The sequence below is a fragment of the Dyella sp. S184 genome (assembly GCF_009766065.1).
In the GTDB taxonomy this organism is placed as follows: Bacteria; Pseudomonadota; Gammaproteobacteria; order Xanthomonadales; family Rhodanobacteraceae; genus Rhodanobacter.
In genome coordinates, this window is record NZ_LMUE01000017.1 from 145,665 (window position 1) to 170,651 (window position 24,987).

20 protein-coding genes are annotated in these 24,987 nt (G+C 63.4%); 11 read left to right on the forward strand and 9 right to left on the reverse strand.

Translation table 11 applies throughout. The features are described from left to right. Positions 1–60 precede the first annotated feature (60 nt). The 7 genes from GSQ75_RS18465 to putA form a co-directional block, all read right to left on the reverse strand. Entirely contained in the window at positions 61–354 is a 294-nt protein-coding gene (locus GSQ75_RS18465) for a YcgL domain-containing protein (RefSeq protein WP_158756349.1), read from the reverse strand. Positions 355–438: 84 nt separating this feature from the next. Continuing rightward, a complete protein-coding gene (locus GSQ75_RS18470; RefSeq protein ID WP_158756350.1) occupies positions 439–1,854 on the reverse strand; it encodes a coniferyl aldehyde dehydrogenase in 1,416 nt (471 codons plus the stop codon). A 90-nt stretch (positions 1,855–1,944) separates the two neighbouring features. Continuing rightward, on the reverse strand, positions 1,945–4,449 hold the full coding sequence (locus tag GSQ75_RS18475) for a TonB-dependent receptor (RefSeq protein WP_158756351.1): 2,505 nt from the start codon (positions 4,447–4,449) through the stop codon (positions 1,945–1,947). A 64-nt stretch (positions 4,450–4,513) separates the two neighbouring features. Next, positions 4,514–5,668 carry an SO2930 family diheme c-type cytochrome gene (locus GSQ75_RS18480; protein ID WP_158756352.1) on the reverse strand — a complete coding sequence of 385 codons (1,155 nt, stop codon included), beginning with the start codon at positions 5,666–5,668 and terminating at the stop codon, positions 4,514–4,516. A 17-nt stretch (positions 5,669–5,685) separates the two neighbouring features. After that, positions 5,686–6,924, reverse strand: a complete 1,239-nt coding sequence (locus tag GSQ75_RS18485) for a parallel beta-helix domain-containing protein (protein WP_158756353.1) — start codon at positions 6,922–6,924, stop codon at positions 5,686–5,688. Between the two features lie 129 nt (positions 6,925–7,053). Continuing rightward, positions 7,054–8,133 (reverse strand): AraC family transcriptional regulator, encoded by a 1,080-nt coding sequence (locus tag GSQ75_RS18490; RefSeq protein WP_158756354.1) that lies wholly within the window; start codon positions 8,131–8,133, stop codon positions 7,054–7,056. Positions 8,134–8,242: 109 nt separating this feature from the next. Beyond that, positions 8,243–11,398: a bifunctional proline dehydrogenase/L-glutamate gamma-semialdehyde dehydrogenase PutA gene (gene putA / locus GSQ75_RS18495; RefSeq protein WP_158756355.1), complete on the reverse strand. Its 3,156-nt coding sequence runs from the start codon at positions 11,396–11,398 to the stop codon at positions 8,243–8,245. Positions 11,399–11,680: 282 nt separating this feature from the next. On the opposite strand from putA, the gene GSQ75_RS18500 reads away from it, so the two are divergent. From GSQ75_RS18500 to GSQ75_RS18515, 5 genes are all read left to right on the forward strand, one after another. After that, positions 11,681–12,145 carry a DUF2244 domain-containing protein gene (locus GSQ75_RS18500; RefSeq protein ID WP_158756441.1) on the forward strand — a complete coding sequence of 155 codons (465 nt, stop codon included), beginning with the start codon at positions 11,681–11,683 and terminating at the stop codon, positions 12,143–12,145. Continuing rightward, positions 12,142–13,077, forward strand: coding sequence for a cytochrome c oxidase subunit II (coxB, locus tag GSQ75_RS18505; RefSeq protein ID WP_158756356.1), 936 nt, complete (start codon positions 12,142–12,144; stop codon positions 13,075–13,077). The genes GSQ75_RS18500 and coxB overlap by 4 nt, the downstream gene beginning before the upstream one ends. A gap of 69 nt (positions 13,078–13,146) precedes the next feature. Next, positions 13,147–14,763, forward strand: a complete 1,617-nt coding sequence (gene ctaD, locus GSQ75_RS18510) for a cytochrome c oxidase subunit I (RefSeq protein ID WP_158756357.1) — start codon at positions 13,147–13,149, stop codon at positions 14,761–14,763. Between the two features lie 58 nt (positions 14,764–14,821). Then, entirely contained in the window at positions 14,822–14,968 is a 147-nt protein-coding gene (locus tag GSQ75_RS18985; RefSeq protein ID WP_174236756.1) for a hypothetical protein, read from the forward strand. A gap of 116 nt (positions 14,969–15,084) precedes the next feature. After that, the gene (locus GSQ75_RS18515; RefSeq protein ID WP_158756358.1) at positions 15,085–15,972 is read left to right on the forward strand and encodes a cytochrome c oxidase subunit 3; all 888 of its coding nucleotides are present in this window, start codon (positions 15,085–15,087) and stop codon (positions 15,970–15,972) included. A gap of 145 nt (positions 15,973–16,117) precedes the next feature. Here the strand turns inward: GSQ75_RS18515 and GSQ75_RS18520 are convergent, their stop codons facing one another. Further along, positions 16,118–16,351, reverse strand: coding sequence for a twin transmembrane helix small protein (locus GSQ75_RS18520; protein ID WP_174236757.1), 234 nt, complete (start codon positions 16,349–16,351; stop codon positions 16,118–16,120). 41 nt (positions 16,352–16,392) lie between these two features. On the opposite strand from GSQ75_RS18520, the gene GSQ75_RS18525 reads away from it, so the two are divergent. The 4 genes from GSQ75_RS18525 to cyoE are packed head-to-tail and all read left to right on the forward strand — an operon-like array spanning position 16,393 to position 19,799. Further along, positions 16,393–17,154, forward strand: a complete 762-nt coding sequence (locus GSQ75_RS18525) for an SURF1 family protein (RefSeq protein ID WP_158756359.1) — start codon at positions 16,393–16,395, stop codon at positions 17,152–17,154. Further along, entirely contained in the window at positions 17,151–17,720 is a 570-nt protein-coding gene (locus GSQ75_RS18530; protein ID WP_158756360.1) for a hypothetical protein, read from the forward strand. Before GSQ75_RS18525 ends, GSQ75_RS18530 begins: the two co-directional genes overlap by 4 nt. Then, complete coding sequence (locus GSQ75_RS18535; protein ID WP_158756361.1) at positions 17,720–18,895, forward strand: COX15/CtaA family protein; 1,176 nt, start codon at positions 17,720–17,722, stop codon at positions 18,893–18,895. Before GSQ75_RS18530 ends, GSQ75_RS18535 begins: the two co-directional genes overlap by 1 nt. 1 nt (position 18,896) lies before the next feature. Then, on the forward strand, positions 18,897–19,799 hold the full coding sequence (gene cyoE, locus GSQ75_RS18540; protein WP_158756362.1) for a heme o synthase: 903 nt from the start codon (positions 18,897–18,899) through the stop codon (positions 19,797–19,799). 10 nt (positions 19,800–19,809) lie between these two features. Here the strand turns inward: cyoE and GSQ75_RS18545 are convergent, their stop codons facing one another. Then, complete coding sequence (locus GSQ75_RS18545; protein WP_158756363.1) at positions 19,810–21,387, reverse strand: sulfotransferase; 1,578 nt, start codon at positions 21,385–21,387, stop codon at positions 19,810–19,812. A 382-nt stretch (positions 21,388–21,769) separates the two neighbouring features. Here GSQ75_RS18545 and GSQ75_RS18550 point away from each other — a divergent pair, with 382 nt between their 5' ends. Together GSQ75_RS18550 and mgtA are read left to right on the forward strand one after the other, a co-directional pair. Then, positions 21,770–22,012 (forward strand): hypothetical protein, encoded by a 243-nt coding sequence (locus GSQ75_RS18550; protein WP_158756364.1) that lies wholly within the window; start codon positions 21,770–21,772, stop codon positions 22,010–22,012. Between the two features lie 156 nt (positions 22,013–22,168). Continuing rightward, the gene (gene mgtA, locus GSQ75_RS18555; protein WP_158756365.1) at positions 22,169–24,823 is read left to right on the forward strand and encodes a magnesium-translocating P-type ATPase; all 2,655 of its coding nucleotides are present in this window, start codon (positions 22,169–22,171) and stop codon (positions 24,821–24,823) included. The last annotated feature ends 164 nt before the right edge of the window (positions 24,824–24,987 follow it).

Here is a 24,987-nt window from a genome sequence, read left to right on the forward strand (position 1 = left end):
AATCGTTGGATGTGCAGACGGTAACCAAGTGTTAACGCGAGCGACTTAAATGTGCGCGATTCACTCGCCGCGTTCACCTTGCGGGGAATGCGTGTAGGCGAGGTGGTTTGCTGTGGCCAGCGTTTCATTTGGCGGCAACTGCAGGTGCCAGCCCTGTGTGCGCAGATGCTCGAGTACCTGCTCGGTATCCTCGATCGGCAGCTTGCGCTCTTCGTCGAGCGACACTTCCATCACGAAGCGCAGTTCGCCCAGCAGCAACACCAGCGACTCGGGCAGCACGTCAAACGCGTCACGCCGCGCCAGCCACAGATAACTGCCGTGCTTGCGCTGGCTGGCATAGACAAAACATTGCATGGCGATACCTGTCGGGATGCATGACTGGGGCGGCGCCCCAGTGCATTCGCGAGGGTAGCAGGAGCGTGGTTCAGCCGCGCCGGTTCAACCGCGTTTCAACAACAGGCCTAGCATGCGTTTGAAGCGTGCACCGTACGGTGGGTTGAGCAGGCCGACGCCGTTGAAGCGCGCCTGCCGGAACACCGGCTTCAGATGCGAGAACGTGTGGAAACCGGCTTCGCCGTGATAACCACCCATGCCGGAGGCGCCGACGCCGCCGAACGGCAGGCCATGCTGGGCGATGTGAAACAGGGTGTCGTTGAGGCTGACGCCGCCGGCCACGGTGCGTGTCAGCACGCGGTCGATCAACGCCTGATCCTGCTCGAACAGATACAGCGCCAGCGGATGCGGATGCGCAGCGACATAGGCGATCGCCTCGTCCAGGCTGTCGTACGGCACCAGTGGCAGCAACGGGCCGAAGATTTCTTCCTGCATCACGCTCATCGTGTCATTGACACCGGTCAACAGCACCGGCAGGAGCCGGCGCGGTTGCGTGTTGCCTGTGGCTTCGTCACCCAAGGCTACGGCACGCGCGCCGGCGGCTACGGCACCGTCACGTAGCGCCGCAATACGCTGGTATTGGCGGTCGGAAACAATGGTGGTGTATTGCTCGTTCTCACCCAGCTTGGGATACAGCCGGCCAGCGGTAGCGCGAGCCGCAGCGACGAAATCGGCCACCTGCGCACGGGGCAGCAGCACGTAGTCGGGCGCGATGCAGGTCTGCCCTGCATTGACCAGCTTGCCGAACAGGATGCGTTCCACCGCATGTTCGAAACGCGCGCCGGGTCCGATGATCGCCGGCGACTTGCCGCCCAGTTCGAGCGTCACCGGAGTCAGGTTGGCGGACGCTGCGCGCATCACATGGTGGCCGACCGCGGTGGAACCGGTGAACAGCAGATGGTCGAACGGCAGTGCAGAAAAGGCCTGTGCTACGGTCGCATCGCCAGTCACCACGGCTACTTCGTCGGGCTGGAAATAGCGCGCCACCTGTTCGGCGAACAACGCCGAAAAGCGCGGCGTGAACTCGCTCATCTTCAGCATCGCGCGATTGCCGGCGACCAGCGCGTCGACCAGCGGGCCGACCGCCAGATACAGCGGGTAATTCCAAGGCACGATGATGCCGATCACGCCGAGTGGCTGCGGGCGCAGTTCGGTGCGTGCCGGCAGGAACGCCAGGCCGGCCAGCCGACGCCGCGGCTTCATCCAGCGTCGGCCGTGACCGAGCGCGTGGCGGACTGCGGACAGGCTGGGGAAGAGTTCCAGCAGATCTGTTTCCTCGCGCGGGCGGCAGCCGAAGTCGGCATTGATCGCCAACGCAAAAGCCTCGCGCTGTTCGAGCAGCATCTTCTCCAGCGTACGCAGCCTTGCGGCGCGCGCTGGCCAATCCGGCATCGGCTCGGCACGCTGGGCAGTGCGCAGGATTTGCAGGCGCTGGCTGAGGTCGGTTGTGGAATCGGTCATGAGGGTCACTTGTGTTAAGGCATGCAGCATGCGCTCATGCATCGGAAATATGCGTGAGGACGGGCTGTGTGGCTGCGCCGGCCGTCGGCGTCATAACTTCGCGCGCAGCTCCACGCCCCACGTGCGTGGTGGCGTGATGTTCGCGTAAGCCGAGCCTAGTGGCGCCGCAGTATTGTCGACGCCGGTGACGTAGCGCTTGTCGAGCAGGTTGCTGACAAAGATGCCGACACCCCAGTGATCGCCCGGCGCATTCCAGTCCAGCCGCATGTCGACGCTCTGCTGCGAGGTGCCGACGGGGAAATTGGGACTGACCTGGCACGTGCCCTGGAATCCCGAATCGGCGTTGCAGCGTGTCTTGCCGCGAAAGCCGTAGGCGGCGTTATAGACCAGACTGCCGTTGAATACATCCGGCACGGTATAGCTGAGGTTGGCGGCACCGGAGAAGGAGGGAGTACCGGTGGGTTGGCCGGACAGGTTTTTGTTGTCCGTAGAGATGTAATGCGTGTAGGTCGAATCGATATAGGCGCCATTGAGACCCAACTGCAGATTGTCAAATGGTATCCACTGCAGCTCGACCTCCAGTCCATGAGCGTGCTGGTCGCTGGTGGATATCACGTATTCCGGAACGCCATTGGTACCCGCGGGTGCCGGCTGGAGCGACAGTCCCTGCAGGTTGTCGTAGGTGTAGTAGTACCCGGTCACATTGAACAACAGGTGCTGATCCGGGAACACGGTCTTGACGCCACCTTCGTAGTTGGTCACGTGCTCCGGCGCGTAGGTTCCGCCGACCTGCTGGAAGTTGAAGCCGCCGGCCTGGTAGCCCCTCGTCACGGACCCATAGGCCATCACGTTCGGGGTGAAATGGTAGTCCAGCACCACGCGCGGGCTGACGTTGCGCCAGTTGTCGCGCTTTTGTGTCAGCACACCGATAGGACCGGCGGTCTCGGGGGTGAATATGAGGTTTTGCTCGAACTCGGGAAGAACAAGGGAGTCAAAAATGGGATTCCCTGACGGAGGCAGCGCGGCCAAGGTGGCATCGAGCTGGGGTGCGTATCGTGGCGGGATGAACCAACTATATTGTTTCTGATCGAGGGTGAAACGCACGCCGGTGGTGAGGTTGAGCTTGTCGCTGAGGTGCCAGATCACGTCGCCATAGGTCGCGTACGACGTGATGGTCTGGCTGTTGCGGACCTGTTCGCTCCAGGGGTCGCCGAGCAGGGAGGCCAGCTGCGGCATGGTTGGAATGAGGCCATCGACCAGTGGCCATCCCACCTGGCTGGCAAAATTGTTGAGGATCAGCGTAGTCACGGAGTTGGTGTTGACGTCGACTTGGCTGGTTTGATGCGACTTCTCCAAGTAGAAGCTGGTGCCGGTGACCCAGTCGATAAGGTCGGTGTTGCCCGATAGCTTGAACTCCTGATACCAGCTGTTGTTGTGCTCGATGTTGGCTGTATCGAGATAGATGTTGTAGTTATTTGTGCCGTCGTAGTCGCCAAGGTTGAACGTGTCGAAGTTGCGCCACGCCGTGGTGGACGTGAAGCTGCCCCAGCTGAAGGTATGGTCGACGGTCAAGGTGGCGCCGTCAAAACGGCGCGTTTCGGCGGCACCGACGGCGTCGTTGTATAGCGGCGAATGCAAGGGGTCGAGGTAGGTCGCCGGATTGGCCGGGTATGGCGGTATGGTCATGCTGTTCAGTGGTGCCGGGAGCTGCATATAGCTCGACGGCGGAATCAGCCCGAATGCCGGATGCGGCGCCTGCTTGAGTTGCTCATGGTCCCAGGCCAGAAGGACGCGGGTATCAGGCGTGATGTTCCAGCGATACACGGCCCGCGTGCCCCAGTCGTCGTTCCCGCCGTAGTGCTTGCCGCTGGCGGCGTCTTTGACCCAACCGTCGCTCTGGTTGTCCAACACGCTCACGCGCAGTGCCATGTCCTGGTTCAACGGGATGTTCACCAGCGCATTGCCATAGCGCTCTCCGTAATTGCCATAGCGAAGAGTGCCCGTTGCCTCGAACTTGTCACTTGGTTCATTGGTAATGATGGAGATCGCGCCGCCAGCGGAATTGCGACCGAACAGAGTGCCTTGTGGACCTTTCAGCACCTCGATCCGAGCGATGTCGTTGAATGCCAGCAATGCGCCGCCGGTACGGGCGGCGTAGACACCATCCACATAGACACCGACCGCGGATTCCGTGCCGGCACCGAATCCGCTGCCACCGATGCCGCGCAGTTCATACGAGGGCTGGGTCGGCTGGTCGGCACTGACCACCAGGCCGGGCACGAAGATGTCCATCTTGCTGATGTCGGTGGCGGCCAGCGTCTGCACCTGTTTCGCAGTGATGATCTGCAGCGGGATCGGTACCGACTGCATCTCCTGCGAGCGGCTTTGCGCCGTCACGGTGACGTTGCCGAGCAGCTTCGCCTTGTCAGCACTGGCGTTCTCAGGGCTGGCTGGCGTGCTGCTGGCGGCGGTGGCTGCATCCTGCGGTGCATTGTCGGCGGCGAGCGCGAGCAGTGGGCTGCACAGCAGCAGGGTGCCGCCGCCGAACAGCAGGCGATGCAGTGCGGAAGAAAGTGGACGTTGACGCATGCTCATGCCGTGCTCCCCATGCATGGTGTGGCCGCACCTCACTGGCACGGCTCTGTATTGGTATCGGTTCTCAATGCAACGTCACACAGCTCCCCGGCTGCGCGGCGATCCACGCCTTGATCAGTGCCACGCCTTCGCGATGCACCGTACTGCGGCCGATCTCCGGCATCATCGTGCCCGGTTCGGTGGACGACAGTCGATATGGAATGATCGAGTCGTCCGGCCGGCCTGGCACGATGTCGAACAAGTGATCGCCGGTGCCCTGGCCAGCGGCGGTCGGCGGTTTGCAGATGCCGAGGTGACGATCTTCCGGCGTGTCGTAGGTCAGCGACAGCCCGGTGGTATTGGCCGCGCCGTGCGGGTTGTGGCAGTGGCCGCAGTTGATGTCGAGGTAGGCGCGTGCGCGCGCATCCAGCGGCGTCTGCGGATCGGCCCAATTCGCGTCGCGCGGTGTCGCAGCGGATGCCGGCGCACCGCTGAGGTAGTCCACCTGCATCAGGTGCTCGAGTTGGTTCTGCTCGCCGCTGGCATAGTGGTAATCCTTGTTGATGTGGCGTGCCTTCAGGCCGATCGGATGGATCTTGCGATCGATCCAGTCCTGCGCGTGGCAGCTGGCGCACTGGCTTTCATCCGGAACCACGTAGTTGAAATCCTCGCGGGCAGGTATGGTGTCGGTGGGTGTGGCATCGACCAGGGTAAGCGGCAACACCGCGCCGGTGCGGGCGAGTGTGGCCTCGGTCTGCGCGTCGTTCCACACGTACGGCATCGCCGCCCAGCCGTCCTTGCGCCGCACCAGGATGCGCGTCTCGACCAGATGCACGTGTGCCATGTCGAGACCCTGGCCGGCGAAGTCGTGCGAGTAATCGTCGGTGCGTGCGATATCGCTGAACTTGCCACTGGCGCCGCGCGGGTAATAGAACGTCTTGCTGATTACCGTGCCGACCGGGAAGTCAAAAGTATCGCTGGGGTTGTACTTCGCCGAGGTGCCCTTCGGCATCCAGATCGTGCGCAGCTTGTGCGCGTAGTCAGTGAACAGTGGCGTATTGAGATCGTACGGCACCACGCCGTCGTTGAGCTCGAGCTTGCCGTCGCGCACCTCGACCACGTGCCAGTCACTGAGTTTTGGCGGGCGACCGTCGGCGTGGAAGGTCACCGGCGGCATGCCGTGCTGGCATGCCGTCAACAACAGGGCGAGCAGCGGCAACACATGTCTGATCCACTTCATCCGCACTGACGATACCCTCACACCTTCGGCTCCGGATTCAGCACCACCGGCGGCAACTTGGACAAGGTGCACTGATACGGCTTGGTGTCGGTGCTCGGATTCTTGTAGTCGTGCGCGCCGTCCGCATTCAGCACACCGTTGACGTCCTGGATGCAGATACGGTCACCCGCTGGCGGCAAGCCGTTCACCAGATCCTTCGGGTCGCTGTAACCATCCCACAGCACGTCCGGGAAGTGGCCGCTGAGCCCGTAGACCGCGGTCTTCAGGGTCTTCAGCTTGAGCCCGTCGGGCGAATCGCCACCGCCGGTGAGGCGGTTGCCGTAGATGTAGATGCCCTTCGGGTACGGGTTGTAGTCGGGGGCCACGCCGCGGGTGTTGTAGTAGTTGGTCGAGAAATAGCTGGCGACAATCAGGTTCGCGGTCTGGTTGTCGGCGATGTCGTTGTCGAAGATCTCCACCTTGTCGTTGGAGTTCACCACCACGCCGGAGCCCGCCGGCACGCTGGCCACCGCGGCGCCCTTGGCAGCGAAGTTGCCGGTGTTGTTGGCGAATACCTTGTTCTTGAATACCCGCGTGGCATGGCCAGCCTGCGACAGGTTTGGCATGTTGAAGACCAGGATGCCGCCGGTGTTCTTCGTGGCGGTGTTCTCGTACACGTCGGCGTTGATCGAGTTCTCGATCTCGATGCCGGCCACGTTCTGCTCGGCGCGATTGCGCCGCACGATGATGTTCTGCGACTGGCCGACATAGATGCCGGCGTCGGAGGCGCCGATCACCACCGAATCCTCGACCAGCACGTTCTGCGTCTTCACCGGATACAGGCCGTAGGCACCGTTGGTGGTTTGCGGGCCGGCGGTCCACTCGATGCGCACGCCGTGGATGGTGATGTTCTTGCCCTGGTTGATCTTCAGCGCGTCGCCCTTGGTGTCCTCGATCGCCAGGTTCTCGATGGTGAAATCGTTGGCGTTGACCAGCAGACCTTCAGGACCAACGACCTGGCCCTTGAACGACAACACGGTCTTGTCCATGCCGGCGCCGCGGATGGTGACGCCGTCGGTGCGCAGGCTGAGGCCGCGCTTGAGCGAGTAATGGCCGGCCGGTATCTCGATCACGTTGCCGGGTTTGGCGTCGAGCAGTTGCTGCTGCAACTTGCTCTCGAAGCTGGCGTCGGACTGGCTTTGCGCGGTGGGCGTCTGGCTGTTGCTGCAGCCGGCAAGGACGGCACCGAGCGTGATGGTGATGAGCAACTTGCGCATGATCGTTGAACCCCAATTCGAACGGCATCTGCAGAGGGGTTCACTGTCACGCAATCGGCCGCGACTGGGGAGGGTAAATCGGCCAACGGAAGGGGGGCAAATCGGCCAGTATGACGACAAGTTGACAGATCAGGCTGCCGCGCGACGGGCTTCCTGTGGGGCCATGCCGGTCCAGCGCTTGAACGCGCGCCGGAACTCGCGCGGATCGCTGAAACCGACCTCGCTGCCGATCTCGGCCACGCTCAGGTTGCCGCCCTGGAGCAGTTGCAGGGCGCGTTCGGCGCGTACCCGGTCGTGGATCTCGCGAAAGATCCGCCCACTTTCGGCCAGCTTGCGGCGCAATGAGCGCTCGCTGAGGTTGAGCGTGCGCGCCACGTCATGCAGTTTCGGCGGTTGCCGCAACTGGCCACGCAGCAGACGTTCCACCGCGGCGACAATTTCCTGGTGCACGCTGCTGCCGCTTGGACGCTGCTGCATGCACAGCGCCAACGCCTGGCGTGCGGTGAGTGGGTTGTGACCGGGCAGTTCCTGCCCCAGCCATTGCACATCCACCAGCACGCGGTTGAGCGGCATGCCGAACTGCACTTCACACTGGAACAGGTCGGCATAGGCCTGCCGATACGCCGGCTGCGGGTAGCTCAGTTCCAGTCGAGCGGGATTGAACGATGCGCCTAGCAACTGGCGTGCGATCGCTAGCGAGCTGGCGAACAGTTCCTCGCACAGGAACGGCAGCAACGCCGCGTCGCTGAAACGCGGCCACGCAACAACTGCCACCTGACGCTCGTTGACCACCTCGAAGGTGACGTCGAGCAGGCTCCCGCAGACCTTGTGATATTCGATGCCCACGCCCATCGCCTCGCCGAAGGTGCGTGCGGTCATCATGGCCAGGCCAAGCAGACCGAAGCTGCCCAGCGTTTCGGTGCGCCCGACGCTAAGCCCGAGCCCCGGTTCGCCGATCGCCTGTAGCGCGCGACGCACCACCATGCTGGCCTGCCGGTAGGAAACCCGCAGCGTCGGGTCGCTGAGCTGGCGTCGATCCAGGCCAAGCCCGGCGAACCAGTCATCGCAGGCGATGCCGCGAGAGGCAGCCAGCTCGGTCAGGTACACCAATACGTTCGGCGGAATCTCGGCCGCCGTATAGCGCGGGTCATCCGTCAGCGGGGGGCTGACTGCGTGATTCAGGCCGATCAGACTGGCGGGACGTGCCATGGTGCGTTCGCTCGGAGCGCTTGCAAGCCGGACCATGCCGGCGTTCAGCCCTTTCTATCACGCATGCGCCGCCGACCGCTTGCGCAATGCACAAGCGGTCGTGTAACGGTTACTCGCCGATCGTCAGCAGCGAGGCGTTGCCACCGGCCGCCGTGGTGTTGATGGTGAGCGTGCGCTCGCCGGCGAAGCGCAGCAGGTAGTGCGGGCCGCCGGCCTTGGGGCCGGTGCCGGACAGGTTCTCGCCGCCGAACGGCTGCACGCCGACCACCGCGCCGATCTGGTTGCGGTTGACGTAGCAGTTGCCGACGCGGGCGTGGCTGGCGATGTAGTCGACGGTGTCGTTGATGCGGCTGTGGATGCCGAGGGTAAGGCCGTAGCCAGTGGCGTTGATCTGATCGACCACCTGCTTCAGCTCGCTGCCCTTCCAGCGGATCACGTGCAGCACCGGGCCGAACACTTCGCGGGTCAGCGTGGCCAGCGAGGGAATCTCGTAGGCGCGGGGGGCGAAGAAGGTGCCGTTGGCGGTGAGCGCCGGATCGAGCGCGACTTCGCCGATCTTCTTCGCTTCCTTGTCCATGCGCGCGGCGTGGTCGACCAGGATCTTCCTGGCGTCCTCGTCGATCACCGGACCGACGTCGGTGGACAGCTGACCCGGATCACCCACCTTCAGCTCGCCCATCGCGCCGGCGAGCATCGCGCAGACCTTGTCGGCGATGTCTTCCTGCACGAACAGCACGCGTGCGGCCGAGCAGCGCTGGCCGGCGGACTGGAACGCGGAGGCGATCACGTCCTTGACGATCTGTTCGGGCAGGGCGGAGGAGTCGGCGATCATCGCGTTCTGGCCGCCGGTCTCGGCGATCAGCGCGGCGATCGACGCATTGCGCGCAGCCAGCGCGCGATTGATCGCCCAAGCGGTCTCGGTGGAGCCGGTGAAGGCGACGCCGGCGACGCGCGGATCGCGGGTCAAGGCGGCACCGACGGTAGCGCCGTCGCCGGGCAGATATTGCAGCACGTCGACCGGCACGCCGGCGTCGTGCAGCAGCTTGATCGCGGCATAGCCGATCAGCGAGGTCTGCTCGGCCGGTTTCGCAATAACGGCATTGCCGGCGGCGAGCGCGGCGCTGACCTGGCCCAGGAAGATCGCCAGCGGGAAGTTCCACGGGCTGATGCAGACGAATACGCCGCGGCCGTTGAGGAATAGCTGGTTGCTCTCGCCGGTCGGGCCTGGCAACTGTTCGGGCTGACCGAACAGGCGGCGTGCCATGGTGGCGTAGTAACGCAGGAAGTCGGCGGCCTCGCGGATCTCGGCGATCGCGTCGGGCAGGCTCTTGCCGGCTTCACGCACGCACAGCGCGATGAACTCGCCGCGGTGCGCTTCGAGTTGTTCGGCGGCGTGTTCGAGGATCGCGGCGCGGCTGGCCGCGGGCAGACGATCCCAGCCGAACTGAGCGGCGACGGCATTGCTCAGCGCCTTGTCGACGGTGGCGCTGTCGGCGCTGATGTAACTGCCCACGGTCTGGCGGCGGTCGGCGGGGTTGGTCACCTGCACGGTCGGGCCGTTGGCGGTCGCGCCCGGCACCAGGGGAGCTGCGGCCCACGGGCCGGCATGGGCGTTGACCGCGTCGGCCATCGCCTTCAGTTCGTTGTCGTTGGAGAAGTTGACGCCCATGGAATTCTTCCGGAGTTCTGCGTAGATGTTGACCGGCAGCGGAATGCGCGGGTGGGGGATCGAAGCAAAAGCGCGTACGGTTTCGCACGGGTCGGCGACCAGGGTGCGCACCGGCACGCTCTCGTCGACGACGCGGTTGACGAAGCTGGTGTTGGCGCCGTTCTCGAGCAGGCGACGTACCAGGTACGGCAGCAGGTCCTCGTGCGTGCCGACCGGCGCGTACACGCGGCACGGCACGTTGAGGTTCTGCGGGCCGATCACTTCGGCATACAGGTCGGTACCCATGCCGTGCAGGCGCTGGTACTCGTACGGACGGCCCTGTGCGATGTGATGCACGGCGGCGATCGAGTGTGCGTTATGCGTGGCGAACTGCGGATAGATCAGTTCGACGCCGGCGTTGAACAGGCGCCGCGCACAGGCCAGGTACGACACGTCGGTGTTCGGCTTGCGCGTATACACCGGGTAACCGGCCAGGCCGTTTTCCTGCGCGCGCTTGATCTCGGCATCCCAGTAGGCGCCCTTGACCAGGCGCACATACCAGCGGCGATTCGCGGCGCGCGCGGTCTCGATCAGCCAGTCGATCACGAACGGGGTGCGCTTGGCGTAGGCCTGCACCACGATGCCGAGGCCGTTCCAACCTTGCAGCGAGGGGTGCGCGAACACGTCGCCGATGATGTCCAGCGACAGCTCGAGGCGTTCGGCCTCTTCGGCGTCCACCGACAACGCGATGCCGTACTTCATCGCCAGCTGCGACAGCTCCAGCAGTTTCTCGCTGAGCTGGCGGTGAGCGAGTTCGCGCTTGGCCACCTCATAGCGTGGGTGCAGCGCGGACAGCTTCACCGAGATCGACGGCGCGTCGGTGTGGTTCGCAAACGGGCCGCGCGCACCGATCGCGGCGATCGCGTTGCGGTAATCCTGCTGGTAGCGCTCGGCAGTCTCACTGGTCAGCGCCGACTCGCCCAGCATGTCGTAGGAATAGCGGTACACCGCGTATTCCTTCTTCGCGCAGCGATCCAGCGCTTCGTCGATGGTCTGCCCCATCACGAACTGGTGACCCATGATGCGCATCGCCTGACGCACGGCGAGGCGGATCGCCGGTTCGCCGGCGCGACCGACCAGCCGCTTCAGCGCGCCGGTGAAATCGTGACGGGTGTCCTCGGCGAGATTCACCAGATGCCCGGTGAGCATCAGGCCCCAGGTGGAGGCGTTGACGAACAGCGACTCGCTCTGGCCCAGATGTTTCTTCCAGTCGGCGTCGCCCAGCTTGTCGCGGATCAACTTGTCGGCAGTGGCCTTGTCGGGAATGCGCAACAGCGCTTCGGCCACGCACATCAACAGCACACCTTCCTCGGAGGAGAGGTCGTACTGGCGCATGAAGGATTCGACGGCGCTCTGGTCCTTGGCGCGCAAGCGCACCCGGCTGACCAGCTCAGCGGCAAGGTCGATCACCTTCTCGCGCTCGACCGGCGGCAAGGTCGCCTGGGCGAGCAGGTCGTTGACCGCCTCGGTCTCGTCGCGCAGCCATGCGGCCGTGATGCGCGCACGTGCGGGCCCGGCGCCAGCGGGGAGTTCGGGGCTGAGAATGGGTAGGGTCACAGAGTAAGCCGGTACGTTTGCAGGGACGGTGGGAAAACGCGGAATTGTACGCTGGACACGGTATGTCGGGTGCACAAACTAAGTGGATCGGTCAGTGTGCGGCGGCGGTTTGGAAGAACTGCCGAGGCGTCTGTCGAAGGGAATGAGTGCTACGCCCCGGACCGCGTGGGTGCGTCATTCTTGCCCGCTGACTCGCCGCGGCCTATCATTCCGCTGTTCCAGGCACGCCGGATCTCCATGATCGTGCTTCGACCAGCTGTCGCCGGCTTGCCGTGCGTGACGATGTGGCTCAAGCCCAATCGCGCGCTCAGCCGGCGCGGGTTGCGTCGATTGATCGTGGTTCTGGTGGCACTGGCGCTGATAACGGCAGGACTGGGCGCATGGCAGGGGAATGTATTTGCTCCGCTGTTTGCCTTGGCTGAATCCGCCGCCGTGGCTGTCGCGTTGAGCGTGGCCTGGCGGGCCGGCGACCGTAGTGAGCGCATCACCCTCGACGCTTCGTCGCTGGAGGTGCAATCCCTGCCAGGTCGCCGCAGTGTGCGTTTCCAGTCGTACTGGGTACGCGTGCTGCTGGAGCCGGGCAATGGGCGCCAGCGCCTGCTGCTGTCATCGCACGGACACGAGCTGGAGATCGGCGCTTTTCTGGCGGAACAGGAACGCGTCGAGCTGTCGAAGAAACTCATGGTGTTGCTGGCTGATTTCAATGGCCCGCCACGCGAACAGGTTCAACAAAGGTGCAAGACATGACATCTGGCGGCATCAGGCGATCATTCACGGCATGGGCGGCACTTGCCCTTGCGCTGTTCGGCGGCGCGGCTCAGGCCAATCCGCATCCGTACCAGCTGAACATGCAGCGCGGCGTGAGCACCTGGTCACAGGTGCCCTATGACCTGAACAACATATCGCTCGGCGTGTGCGTGGTGATCGGCATCCTGGTGTTCGGCGCGATGTTCATCGCCATGTTCCGCTTCCGCAAATCGCGCGGCGCGGTGGCCGAGAAGTGGTCGCACAACACCATGCTGGAAATCGTCTGGACCACGGTCCCGGTGATCATCCTGATCGTGCTGGCCTACCTGGCGACCGGCGGCATTACCTCCTGGTCCGACACCACCGGTTCGCAGATGACGGTCAAGGTCACCGGCTACCAGTGGAAGTGGCGCTACGACTACGTCGACTACCTGGGCAAGCCGATCAGCAAGGTCGGCTTCATGTCCAAGCTTGATACGCTGAGCGACCAGACCCGCCAGCTCGGTTCCGGCATGGACCCTTATAAGGTCATGACGGGCGACGAGAACACCTACCTGCTGAACGTGGACAAGCCGTTAGTGGTGCCGGTCGACACCAAGATCCGCTTCGTGATCACCGGTGCCGACGTGATCCACTCCTGGTGGGTGCCGGCGCTGGGCTGGAAGCTCGATGCGATTCCCGGAATCATCAATGCGGCCTGGACCAACATCACGGTGCCGGGTACGTATCGCGGCCAGTGTGCCGAGCTGTGTGGCCAGGATCACGGCTTCATGCCGATCGTGGTGGTGGCCAAGTCCAAGGCGGATTTCGCCAAGTGGCTGGCCGAGCAGGAGGCGCAGTCGGCAGCACCTGCCGCGGCACCGGCGGCGGCCTCCACGGCGGCTGCACCGGCGTCCGCCCAGACCGCTGCGGCACCTGCCACGGCCAAGTAAGGCCGATCCCCAGCTACTCGCAGTCTCATCGCAGTCGCATTCAATATTTCAGGTTAGAGGTGCAAGGCCATGTCCCACGCAGCCACCCATGATCAGCACGATGATCACCACGGCGCGCCGAAGAGTTTCTTCCAGCGTTGGTGCATGTCCACCAACCACAAGGACATCGGCACGCTGTACCTGGTTTTCGCGCTGGTAATGTTCTTCATCGGCGGCAGTTTCGCGATGCTGATCCGCGCCGAGCTGTTCACGCCGGGCATGCAGCTGATGCAGCCGTATTTCTTCAACCAGCTGACCACGATGCATGCGCTGGTGATGATCTTCGGCGCGATCATGCCGGCCTTCGTCGGCCTCGGTAACTGGATGATCCCGTTGATGGTCGGCGCGCCGGACATGGCATTGCCGCGCATGAACAACCTATCGTTCTGGATCCTGCCGTTCGCCTTCACCCTGCTGCTGTCCACCCTGTTCATGGCAGGCGGTGGCCCGGCCGGTGGCTGGACGATGTATCCGCCGCTGTCACTGCAGAGCGATTCGCTGGCCTATGTGGTGTTCGCGATCCACCTGATGGGCATCAGCTCGATCATGGGCGCGATCAACATCATCGCGACCATCCTCAACATGCGCGCGCCCGGCATGGATCTGCTGAAGATGCCGGTATTCGTGTGGAGCTGGCTGATCACGGCGTTCCTGCTGATCGCGGTGATGCCGGTGCTGGCCGGTGCGGTGACGATGCTGCTCACCGACAAGTACTTCGGCACCAACTTCTTCAACCCGGGCGGCGGCGGTGACCCCGTCCTGTTTCAACATATCTTCTGGTTCTTCGGGCATCCCGAGGTGTACATCATGATCCTGCCGGCATTCGGGATCATCTCGGAGATCATCCCGACCTTCGCGCGCAAGCCGATCTTCGGCTACAAGGCGATGGTGTTCGCGATTGCCTCGATCGCTTTCCTCTCGTTCATCGTGTGGGCGCACCACATGTTCGCGGTCGGCTTGCCGATGGGCGCCGAGATCTTCTTCATGTACGCGACGATGTTGATCGCGGTGCCGACCGGCGTGAAGGTGTTCAACTGGGTCAGCACCATGTGGGGCGGCTCGATGACGTTCGAGACGCCGATGCTGTTCGCGATCGCGTTCGTCATCCTGTTCACCATCGGCGGTTTCTCCGGCCTGATGCTGGCGCTGGTACCGGCCGACTTCCAGTACCACGACACCTACTTCGTGGTGGCGCATTTCCATTACGTGCTGGTGACCGGCGCGCTGTTCGCGATCATCGCTGCCACGTATTACTGGCTGCCGAAGTGGAGCGGCCGGATGTACAGCGAGTTCTGGGGCAAGGTGCATTTCTGGAACAGCGTGATCTGGGTCAACGTGCTGTTCTTCCCGCAGCACTTCCTGGGCCTGGCCGGCATGCCGCGCCGCATCCCGGACTACAACGTGGCGTTCGCCAACTTCAACATGATCAGCTCGATCGGCGGCTTCCTGTTCGGCGCCTCGCAGCTGATCTTCCTCGGCGTGCTGATCCACGGCGTGTGGTTCTCCAAGAAGAAGGCCACCGACCGCGTGTGGGAAGGTGCCAAGGGCCTGGAGTGGACGGTGCCTTCGCCGGCGCCGCATCACACCTTCGAGGTGCCGCCGGTGATTCACGACGACGAACTGGCGCACGGCCACGTCAACGATTGACCCTCCACAGGGCACTCACACTGGAAACGGTGGTGAGGCGCCCAGAGCAGCGATTCACATGGCGCAACCGAAAATGCAGCAAGCAGTGACTGACCAGTTCGATGCGGACCGCCGCAAGGGTGTGCGGCGCACCGTGACGATCCTTGTCGTGATCGTGGCCGCGTTCTTCCTGGTGTCGTTCGTGCAGATCATGCTGATGAAATAGCGGTACCGCAGTCGCGACATGTTTTTCTTCAACCGGTCATGTCTGACGACCGGCATGCAGTTCCCCGGTCGGCCTGACGGGGTTAAGTCATCAAGAGAAATCCACGGGGTCTCACCATGGGTCAGCAGCACGACGCTTACTTTGTTCCGGCCAAGAGCTACTGGCCGTTCGTGGCCGCAGTGGTCATGTTCACCACCGTGTTCGGTGCCGCGCACTGGCTGAATGCGGAGCCTGGCGATGCCGGCTTCGGCAAGACCGTGTTGCTCATCGGCGTGATCGGCGTGCTGGGCATGTTCTTCGGCTGGTTCCGCTCGGTGATCAACGAGTCGCTGGCCGGCAACTACAACCACCAGGTGGACACCTCGTTCCGCATGGGCATGATGTGGTTCATCTTCTCCGAGGTGATGTTCTTCGGTGCGTTCTTCGGCGCGCTGTTCTACATCCGCATGTTCTCGGTGCCGTGGCTCGGCGGTACCGGCCATGGCACGCTGACCCATGAGTTCCTGTGGAGCAATTACGCCGCCTCCTGGGGCGCCAATGGCGGCAATGGCCCGCAACATATCGGCGGTACTTTCAGTACCGTACCGGCATGGGGCCTGCCGCTGCTGAACACGCTGATCCTGCTCAGCTCCAGCGTAACCGTGACGATCGCGCATCACGCGCTGCGCGCGGGCCATCGCGGCAAGATCCTGGTGTTCCTGGGTCTCACCGTGCTGTTGGGCGCGCTGTTCCTGAACTTCCAGGCGCACGAGTACATCGAGGCCTACAAGGAACTGAACCTGACCCTGCACAGTGGCGTCTACGGTTCGACCTTCTTCCTGCTGACCGGTTTCCATGGCCTGCACGTGACGCTGGGCACGATCATGCTGGCGGTGATCTGGTTCCGCGTGCTGAAGGGTCACTTCAACAAGGACCACCACTTCGGCTTCGAGGCGGTGGCCTGGTACTGGCATTTCGTCGACGTGGTCTGGCTCGGCCTGTTCATGTTCGTCTATATTCTCTGATTCGGCAGTACTGACTCAGGCAACAAAAAGCCCGCCATTGGCGGGCTTTTTGTTGTAGCGAGGAACCACTCAACGTTTGCCGCAGTCAGCCGCCATATCGCGCGATTTGTCGCGGGGCCGCAGTGCCGACAGTAGCCGGGTACAATTACTGGCCGATGTCGTGGGGATGCAGCCAACCCATCCAGATGCCAAACGCGACCATGCCAATCAGCACCAGTGACAGGCCGATGCGACGGGTCAGCGCCCACACGGTGCGCTTGTCGTCGTCCTTGTCGGTCATCATGAAGTACAGCGCCTGGCCGAGGCTGAAAATAACCACCAGCAGCATCACCACCAGCGCACATTTGTAGATGGTTTCCACGTGATTGATCCGATCCATTTCGACAACGGCAGTATAGCGATCGCCGGCGGGCACGCCGCGTGATCCGGTTTCGCCGTCCGTCATGGTGGGCCATCCTGCTGACCGCGGCTGGCGCCTTGCTGTTCATACGTTTGGGCGTCTGGCAGCTGCACCGCGCCGACTTCAAGGAAGCACTTCTGCGGCGGTATGCCGCATCGGCTTCCGCGCCCCGGCAGGACTTCGCCAAGGTGGCCGAGATGCCACCCGCCGATGGGTTTCCAAGGGTGCAGGTAGATGGCCGTTATCTGGTCGATCGGCTGTATCTGCTGGACAACCCGCAGCATGACGAGCGCGGCGGGGTGGAAGTCTTTGCGCCGTTCGTGGTGCGCGATCAAGCGCAACCTCTGCTGCTGGTGGATCTCGGTTTCCTGCCGGGCAATGGCACGGCGCAGGTGCCGCAATTGCCGCCGTTGCCCACTGGTGAGGTCAGCCTGGAGGGCTTGTACGTGCCGCCGCCGCCGCTCGGTTTCGAAATGGGTGGCGATGCGCTGGCGCGGCAGACCCAATGGCCGAAGAGCAGCATCTTCCTGGATCCAGTGGCAGTCGCCCGCGACCTCGGCCGCCCGCTGTATCCGCGCGTGCTGGCGCTGGATGCCGATCCGGCCTCGATCTATGTGCGCGTGCACACACTCGACTTTTCCTCGATGCCGCCGGCACGGCACCGGGCCTATGCGTTCCAGTGGTTCTCGTTTGCGATCGCGGCGGTGGTGATCCTGCTGGTGCTCAATCGCAAGCGCAAGCCACGCGAATCCCGTCCTCCGAATGACGATGAAGTCCGATGAATACTGTTGATCCGAAATCGTTGCGCCGCAGCCGGATGTTCCTGCTCCTGATCGCGCTGGTGTTTGCCGCGCCGATGATCGCGGCCGGCTTGCTCACCTGGAGTGGCTGGCAACCGGGTGCCAAGGGCAATGGTCAGCCGATCCAGCCACAACGAAATTTCGTCGACGAGAAGCTGCAGGTGCAGCTGGCCGATGGCCAGGCCTATGCCTGGCGCGACAGCGAGCCGCGCATGACCCTGGTGGCGCTGGCTGGTCCCGGCTGCGCGAAGGAATGTCTGGCGACGCTGACCAGCATGGCGGCCGCGCGCGTCACGCTCAACCGCAACCAGTCGCGCCTGCGCCTGCTGTATCTGGGCACACCGCCGGCGGATGACGATCGCGATGGCATGAAGAACTACTGGCAGCTCGGCAGCGATGTCGATGGCAAGCTCGCCATGTATCGACCGACCACACCGGACAGTGTCAGCGCCGTACTGGTGGAATCCGATGGCACGGCGTTGTCGCTGTACCCTGCGGGCTTCGATCCCTCCGGTTTGCGCAAGGATCTGCAGAAGGTGATCAAGTAATGCCGTCGCGTACCCTGAAGATCCTGCGTAGCCTGTCGCTGCTGGCGGCGGTGTTCGCGCTCGGGCTGGTGATGTTCGGCGCGTTCGTGCGGCTGTCCAATGCCGGCCTGTCTTGCCCGGACTGGCCGACCTGTTACGGCCAGGCGACTTGGCCGCAGCACGCGCAGGCGGTGGCCAAGGCCGACGCAGCCTTCCCTGAGCGCCCGTATGAGGCGCACAAGGCGTGGCGCGAGCAGGTGCATCGCTTCCTCGCTGGCACGCTCGGCGTACTGGTGCTGGTGCTGGCACTGCTGGCGAGCTGGCGTCGGCGCGGCGCGCAGCTGGCGATCATCGTTGCTGCGGTGTTTGCAGCCGTCGGGGTCGGTTTGTACATCAGCGGTGAGCATCGGTGGTCGTCGTTGCTGGCGGCGTGTGCGATCGCGCTGCCGCTGTTCGCCGCGATCTCACTGCGCCGACCGGGCGCGTGGCGGATCAGCGTGCTGGCGCTGGCGGTGATCATCTTCCAGGCGATGCTCGGCATGTGGACGGTGACCTTGCTGCTGAAGCCGATCGTGGTGATGGGCCATCTGCTCGGCGGCATGACCACGTTCGCGCTGCTGGCGTATGCGGCGCTGCGTTTTGCCGGCATCGGGGCGCCGGACGATCGGCTGGCCGATCTGCGCCGACCAGTAGCGATCGGTGTGGTGCTGCTGTTCTGCCAGATCGCGCTGGGCGGCTGGACCTCGGCGAACTATGCGGCACTGGCTTGTGGCTACGGCCCCGGTTCGTTTCCGCAGTGCCTCAATCAGTGGGCACCGCCGACGGATTTCCATCAGGGCTTCGTGCTGTGGCGTGGCATTGGCGTCAATTACGAAGGCGGCGTATTGGACATGGCGGCGCGCAGTGCGATCCAGCTCGTGCATCGGCTCGGCGCGTTGGTGGTGTTCTGTTATCTCGGCTGGTTGTCGCACAAGCTGGCGCGGCGTGGCCTGCGCGTCTTTGGCATCGCGATCGTCGTGGTGCTGGTGAGTCAGGTATTGCTGGGTATCAGCAATGTGTACTTCGGGCTGCCGCTGGCGGTGGCAACCGCGCACAATGGCGTGGCCGCACTGTTGCTGTTCACCCTGCTGGCCACACTGGCGCGTACCCAGCGTCGTCATGACGAGTCGATGTCCCTGTCGCTGGAGCCACGTTGAGATGGAGCTATTCCACGAATACCTGCAACTGACCAAGCCGCGCGTCGTCGCGCTGCTGGTGTTCTGCGCGGTAATCGGCATGTTTCTCGCCGTGCCGGGCATCCCGCCATGGCGCGCGCTGGTGTTCGGCACGCTGGGCATCTGGATGGCCTCCGGCTCGGCCGCTGCCTTCAACCATCTGATCGATGAACGCATCGACAAGCTGATGGCGCGCACCGCGCGGCGTCCGCTGGCCACCGGCTCGCTCACCCCACGCCAGGTGCTGGTGTTCGCTGTGCTGCTGGGCATCGCCTCGATGCTGGTGCTGGCGTTGCTGGTCAACCTGCTCACCGCGTTGCTCACCTTCGGCGGGCTGATCGGTTACGCACTGGTGTACACCGCTTATCTCAAGCGCGCCACGCCGCAAAACATCGTGATCGGCGGTCTCGCCGGGGCGATTCCGCCGGTGCTGGGCTGGACGGCGGTTACCGGTCATCTGCACGCGTTCGCCTTGCAGCTGTGCCTGATCATCTTCGTGTGGACGCCGCCGCATTTCTGGGCACTGGCGATCTTCCGTCGCGACGATTACGCACGGGCGCAGGTGCCGATGCTGCCGGTCACCCATGGCATCGTGTACACCCGCTGGCATGTGTTGTTCTACACCGTGCTGCTGGTGCTGGTGACCCTGCTGCCGGCGCTGACCGGAATGAGCGGCCTGATCTATCTGGGCGGCGCGATCGTGCTCGACGTGGGCTTCCTGTATTACGCCGTACGCTTGCTGAATCCGCCGGACGAGATGTTCCCGATGAAGGTGTTCAAGTACTCGATCGTGTACCTGATGGCGCTGTTTGCGTTCCTGCTGGCCGACCACTGGCTGGTCGGGCCGATGGTGCAGCACGGGCTGGTGTTCCAGCCCGCGAGCTGAGCGCCGCGTTTTACGGTTTGAGCGCGATGCCGGCACTCTCCAGCAGTTCCTTGAGTCCGGTCAGCTGCGTCTCGTACTGCTTCCAGCGTTGGACAGCGCGGCGATAAATCGGCTCACGCACCTGCACGGCGCTGGCCGTTGTCACCGGTGCCTGATTGTCCTGGAAGTGCAGGCAGGCGTCATTCCACGGCAAGCCGCAGAACTCCAGCAACTCCCGCGACTTGGCCTCCTGCATATCCACCAGCATTTCGTAGTCCACTTCCAGGATGCGCCCCGGAAATGCCTGCTTCCAGTGCGCCATCAGGCGATCGAACAGGACGTAGTACCTGCCGGTATCGAGCAGTTCGTACGAATAGTCGTGGTATGGCGATGCCGGCGCGAAGAGCTGGCGGAAATTGCTGAGACAGGTGTCCATCGGATCGCGCCGCAGGCAGATGATCTTTGCATGGGGTAGCGCGTTCGCGATTGCACCGACATACAGAAAGTTGTGTGGCAACTTGTCGATGAAGTGCGGCTTGTGGCTGGTATCGGGGCGAGTGCTGGCCAGATAGGCCTCGCCGAGTTGTTGCCAGTCGACTTCGCGCGCACGTTCGAGGGTGTCCACATCGAGCAGTTGAGGCGTGCGGCTGCCGGAGGCGCGCTTTAAGGCGATCCCGAAGTTCTGCAATTCACCAGCTGCATGCACGTCAGGGTGACTGGAGAGGATGCGTTCGACCAGGGTGGTGCCCGAGCGCGGCATGCCGATCACGAAGATCGGCTCATCGCTCGAACAGCCTGCACCGACGGGTTGTGGCTCCGGCGATGCCTGGATCAACTTCTCAAACAGGACTTCATCTTGCCGCGGCGAATAGTGGCGCATGCTGCCGGCGGCCAGCTTGCCGGCGACGAGGTGCTCGAATGCTCTGGGGTAGTCGGCCAGATCCTCGTACTCCTTGGCCAGTGCCAGTTGCAGGTTCATCTGTGCCGTCGGGTTACCTGCACCTTTCGGCAATAACGAGTGCAGACGCTCCAGATGATTCTTGGTCAGGCTCTGCTTGCGCAGTTCCGACAAACTCAGGTACACGCCCCAATGATCTGGCGCCAGTCGGAGGCAGGACTCGAGTTCGCGCTCGGCGTCATCCAGCCGGCCGAGGAAGACCAGCGATTTGGCGAAGTTGTAGCGATAGCTGGGATGTTGCGGTACCAGCTTGACGGCACGCTCATACAACGCGGTTGCACGCTCGTGGGCATTGGCGCGCGTGAAAATGACGCCGAGGGTGTCGAGCGCATGCGCATCCAGGGGCAGCAAAGTGAGCGCCCGATCCGCGACGACCGTGGCATCGGCTGAAAGGTTGACCATGGACAGCGCTTTGGCGAATTGCGTCGCATAGTCGGCACGTTGCGGATACAGCTGAACGGCTCGCTGCAAGTACGACAGTGCCTGTGACATCTGCTGCAGTTCCAGTGCCGACAGTCCCGCCAGGTAATACAGCTCGGCATGGTTTGGTGCCTGCGGTAACAGTTGCATAGACAGTTCCAGTGCTTGTCGCCAGTTCTTCTGGTTGTATGCAGCAGTGGCCTGGGCGTAAAGCTTGGCGGGATCAGTCATGGGGTTCAGGATCGAGACAGGAGGGTGGTCGATCATCACGCGGCGTGCCGGCATTGTATGTATTACGCATCGTTGCGTGTCTTCCCCCGGATCTGTCGGCCCGGATGCAATTGATGGGTTGACACTTCCGCAGCGCAGCACGACAATGCGCGCGCCTCCCGGCGCATCGCGTCGGCTGGCTCCCAGTCCTGACAAACCAAGGCATATGGACGTTTACCCTAGTCGCAACGTCGTCATCCGCGAGCATCGGATGCCGGCGACGCATAACAACAAGTTGAACGCCTGCGGCGACCGCCTGCGGTCGGCTGGTGCTTTCCTCGACTAGGGAAAGTCCGGCCCACCCCTGACGACGCCATAGGCGTCGTTACGAGGAGATGGGCCCATGAAGCTCCTTCGCGATACCCTTCTGTTGCGCGCACTGCGTCGGCTGCTGGCTGGCCGTCGTGAGGCTGTGCGCCGTTCTTACGCCATCACCGTGCCCGCCCCGCTCGAACGTGCGGCGGTCGGCAGCAACGTGATCGAACTGTCCCGCCGGACCCCGGTGGCGGCCAGCCGTGCGTCGACGCCGGCCCCGGCCGATGCGTTGCCATCGTCCGTACATCTTGCACTGGTATCCAGTCGCTGATGGTCGCAAATACGTCATGCAAGGGATGGCCCCCGCCAGTGGCGGTGCCGTTCTGGCCGCATGCGCGGCCAAACGCGCTGACCGTGGCGCAGCTGGCGGATTGATTCCGCCGACTCGCACCGGCAGCAGGCATCAGCGAATTCACGGAAGCGGGTCATGAGCAAGCAATCCAATCAGGCCGTCGCAGGCAAGGCGGCGGGCAAGGCTGCGGCAGCGATACATGCGGCTGTTGCGCAGGAGGCCTTCCGCGCGAACGACGAGTTGCTGGCTGCACTGGAGACCACCCCGGCCGGCCTCGATGAGGAACAGATCGAGGCGCGGCTGCATCGCGACGGCCCCAACGAGGTCTCGCACGAGAAGCCGCCGCACTGGACACGGCAGTTGCTGCGCGCGTTCAAGAACCCGTTCATCATCGTGCTGCTGGTACTGGCGGTGGTGGAGGTGTTTGCCACGCCCGATGACTTGTCCGGGCCGATCATCATCGCGGTGATGGTGGCGATCAGCGTGCTGCTGAACTTCACCCAGGAGTTCCGTTCGTCGCGTGCGGCCGAGAATCTCAAGGCGATGGTGCGCAACACGGCCACAGTGACGCGCAGGGCGTCCGATGGCCACAGCGAGCAGATCGAGGTGCCGGTGGCCGAGCTGGTCGCCGGTGACATCGTGCACCTGGGCGCGGGTGACATGGTGCCCGGCGACCTGCGCCTGCTCACCGCGAAGGATCTGTTCATCAGCCAGGCGATCCTCACCGGCGAATCGCTGCCGGTGGAGAAGTCCGCGCCGGCGCGCGTGAGTGATGGCAGCAGCCCCCAGAAATACGACAGCCCACTTGAATTGCCCACGGTCTGCTACATGGGCACCAACGTGATCAGCGGCACGGCCGCGGCGGTCGTGGTGGCGACGGGTGCGCGCAGTTATCTCGGCTCGCTGGCGCACAGCATGTCCGGCCAGCGCGTACAGACCAGTTTCGACCGCGGCGTGAAGAGCGTCAGCTGGCTGCTGATCCGCTTCATGGCGGTGATGGTGCCGGTGGTGCTGGGCATCCAGTGGATCAGGCATGGTTTCTTCGAGGCTCTGTTGTTCGCACTGTCCGTCGCGGTCGGCCTGACCCCGGAGATGCTGCCGCTGATCGTCACCGCCAACCTTTCCAAGGGCGCACTGGCGATGTCCCGGCGCAAGGTGGTGGTGAAACGGCTCAGTGCGATCCAGAATTTCGGTGCGATGGATGTCCTGTGCACGGACAAGACCGGCACGCTGACGCTGGACAAGATCGTGCTGGAGCGTCATCTCGATCTGGATGGCGAGGAATCCGACGAGGCGCTGGAATTCGGCTATCTCAACAGCCGTTTCCAGACCGGCCTGAAGAATCTGATGGACAAGGCAGTGCTGGAGCACCGTGATCTGGAGGCGGCGGCGACGCGCTACCGCGTGATCGACGAGATCCCGTTCGACTTCCAGCGCCGGCGCATGTCGGTGGTGGTGGCCAAGGACGATGGCGAGCACCTGCTGATCTGCAAGGGCGCGGTCGAGGAGATGCTGTCAATCTGCACGTTCGCCAAGGTCGGTGATGTCACCGAGCCGATGACTGATGAGCGGCGCAACGACATCAAGGCGATGACGCACAAGCTCAACGAGGACGGCCTGCGCGTGCTGGTTGTCGCGGTGCAGCGTGAGCCGAGCCACGATCGGCCGTACAGCGTGGCCGACGAGAGCGATCTGATCGCGGTCGGCTGTCTGGCGTTTCTCGATCCGCCGAAGGACTCGGCGGGCACCGCGATCCGCGCGCTGCACCAGCACGGCGTCGAGGTGAAGGTGATTACCGGCGACAACGAGGCGGTGACCCGCAAGATCTGCCGTGAAGTCGGCCTCGATGTCACCCATTCGGTGCAGGGCAAGGAAATCGAGGCGCTCGATGATGCCGCGCTGGATGCGCTGGTGGCGCGCACCACGGTGTTCGCCAAGATGTCGCCGTTGCAGAAGGCGCGGGTGGTGCGTTCGCTGCAGCGGCAAGGCCATACCGTGGGTTTCCTCGGTGACGGCATCAATGATGCGCCGGCGCTGCATGATGCGGATGTCGGCATCTCGGTGGATACCGCGACCGATATCGCCAAGGAATCGGCCGACATCATCCTGCTCGAGAAAAACCTGATGGTGCTGGAGGAGGGCGTGCTGGAAGGGCGCGTCACCTTCGGCAACATCATGAAGTACATCAAGATGACTGCCAGCTCGAACTTCGGCAACGTGCTGAGCATGCTGATCGCCAGCGCATTCCTGCCGTTCCTGCCGATGTTGCCGCTGCAGATCCTGGTGTTGAACCTGCTGTACGACATCTCTCAGCTATCGATCCCGTTCGACCGCATGGACGAGGAATACCTGCGCAAGCCGCGCAAGTGGGACGCGGGCGACATCGGCCGCTTCATGGTGTGGATCGGTCCGGCCAGTTCGGTGTTCGACATGACCACCTTCGTGCTGCTGTGGTACGTGTTCGGTGCGAATTCAGTAGCGCACCAATCGTTGTTCCAGTCCGGCTGGTTCATCGAGAGCTTGCTGACGCAGACGCTGGTGGTGCACATGATCCGCACGCGCAAGATCCCGTTCCTGCAGAGCAGCGCCGCGGCGCCCGTGCTCGGCCTGACCACAGCGATCATCGTGATCGGCATGTTGCTGCCGTACACAGCGATCGGCGCGAAGATCGGCATGATGCAAATGCCGCCGGTGTATTTCGCGTGGCTGGCACTGACCGTGGTGGCGTATTGCGCGCTAACCCAGCTAGTGAAGGTGATCTACATACGTCGTTACGGGCACTGGCTGTAATCCTTGCTGGTCTTCTCTGTGGGGAGAGGATTGAGGTGGGGGAAAGGTCTTTCGGTGCGATTGGATCGGAGCCTGCTTCGATGAGTGTCTTCGCGAGCACCCGCTCCTCATCTTGACCTTCTCCCCGAAACGGAGAAGGGCGAACGCGACGAGCGCGTAATTTT

Excerpts from the sequence above, each read along its gene's own strand:
- cyoE (WP_158756362.1), top strand. The coding sequence starts at position 18,897 with ATGGAGCTATTCCACGAATACCTGCAACTGACCAAGCCGCGCGTCGTC.
- GSQ75_RS18470 (WP_158756350.1), bottom strand. The coding sequence starts at position 1,854 with ATGACCGATTCCACAACCGACCTCAGCCAGCGCCTGCAAATCCTGCGC.
- GSQ75_RS18485 (WP_158756353.1), bottom strand. The coding sequence starts at position 6,924 with ATGCGCAAGTTGCTCATCACCATCACGCTCGGTGCCGTCCTTGCCGGC.
- GSQ75_RS18500 (WP_158756441.1), top strand. The coding sequence starts at position 11,681 with ATGTGGCTCAAGCCCAATCGCGCGCTCAGCCGGCGCGGGTTGCGTCGA.
- mgtA (WP_158756365.1), top strand. The coding sequence starts at position 22,169 with ATGAGCAAGCAATCCAATCAGGCCGTCGCAGGCAAGGCGGCGGGCAAG.
- GSQ75_RS18465 (WP_158756349.1), bottom strand. The coding sequence starts at position 354 with ATGCAATGTTTTGTCTATGCCAGCCAGCGCAAGCACGGCAGTTATCTG.
- GSQ75_RS18550 (WP_158756364.1), top strand. The coding sequence starts at position 21,770 with ATGAAGCTCCTTCGCGATACCCTTCTGTTGCGCGCACTGCGTCGGCTG.
- GSQ75_RS18490 (WP_158756354.1), bottom strand. The coding sequence starts at position 8,133 with ATGGCACGTCCCGCCAGTCTGATCGGCCTGAATCACGCAGTCAGCCCC.
- GSQ75_RS18515 (WP_158756358.1), top strand. The coding sequence starts at position 15,085 with ATGGGTCAGCAGCACGACGCTTACTTTGTTCCGGCCAAGAGCTACTGG.
- GSQ75_RS18535 (WP_158756361.1), top strand. The coding sequence starts at position 17,720 with ATGCCGTCGCGTACCCTGAAGATCCTGCGTAGCCTGTCGCTGCTGGCG.
- GSQ75_RS18520 (WP_174236757.1), bottom strand. The coding sequence starts at position 16,351 with ATGGATCGGATCAATCACGTGGAAACCATCTACAAATGTGCGCTGGTG.
- GSQ75_RS18480 (WP_158756352.1), bottom strand. The coding sequence starts at position 5,668 with ATGAAGTGGATCAGACATGTGTTGCCGCTGCTCGCCCTGTTGTTGACG.
- GSQ75_RS18985 (WP_174236756.1), top strand. The coding sequence starts at position 14,822 with ATGGCGCAACCGAAAATGCAGCAAGCAGTGACTGACCAGTTCGATGCG.
- ctaD (WP_158756357.1), top strand. The coding sequence starts at position 13,147 with ATGTCCCACGCAGCCACCCATGATCAGCACGATGATCACCACGGCGCG.
- GSQ75_RS18530 (WP_158756360.1), top strand. The coding sequence starts at position 17,151 with ATGAATACTGTTGATCCGAAATCGTTGCGCCGCAGCCGGATGTTCCTG.
- GSQ75_RS18475 (WP_158756351.1), bottom strand. The coding sequence starts at position 4,449 with ATGAGCATGCGTCAACGTCCACTTTCTTCCGCACTGCATCGCCTGCTG.
- GSQ75_RS18545 (WP_158756363.1), bottom strand. The coding sequence starts at position 21,387 with ATGACTGATCCCGCCAAGCTTTACGCCCAGGCCACTGCTGCATACAAC.
- coxB (WP_158756356.1), top strand. The coding sequence starts at position 12,142 with ATGACATCTGGCGGCATCAGGCGATCATTCACGGCATGGGCGGCACTT.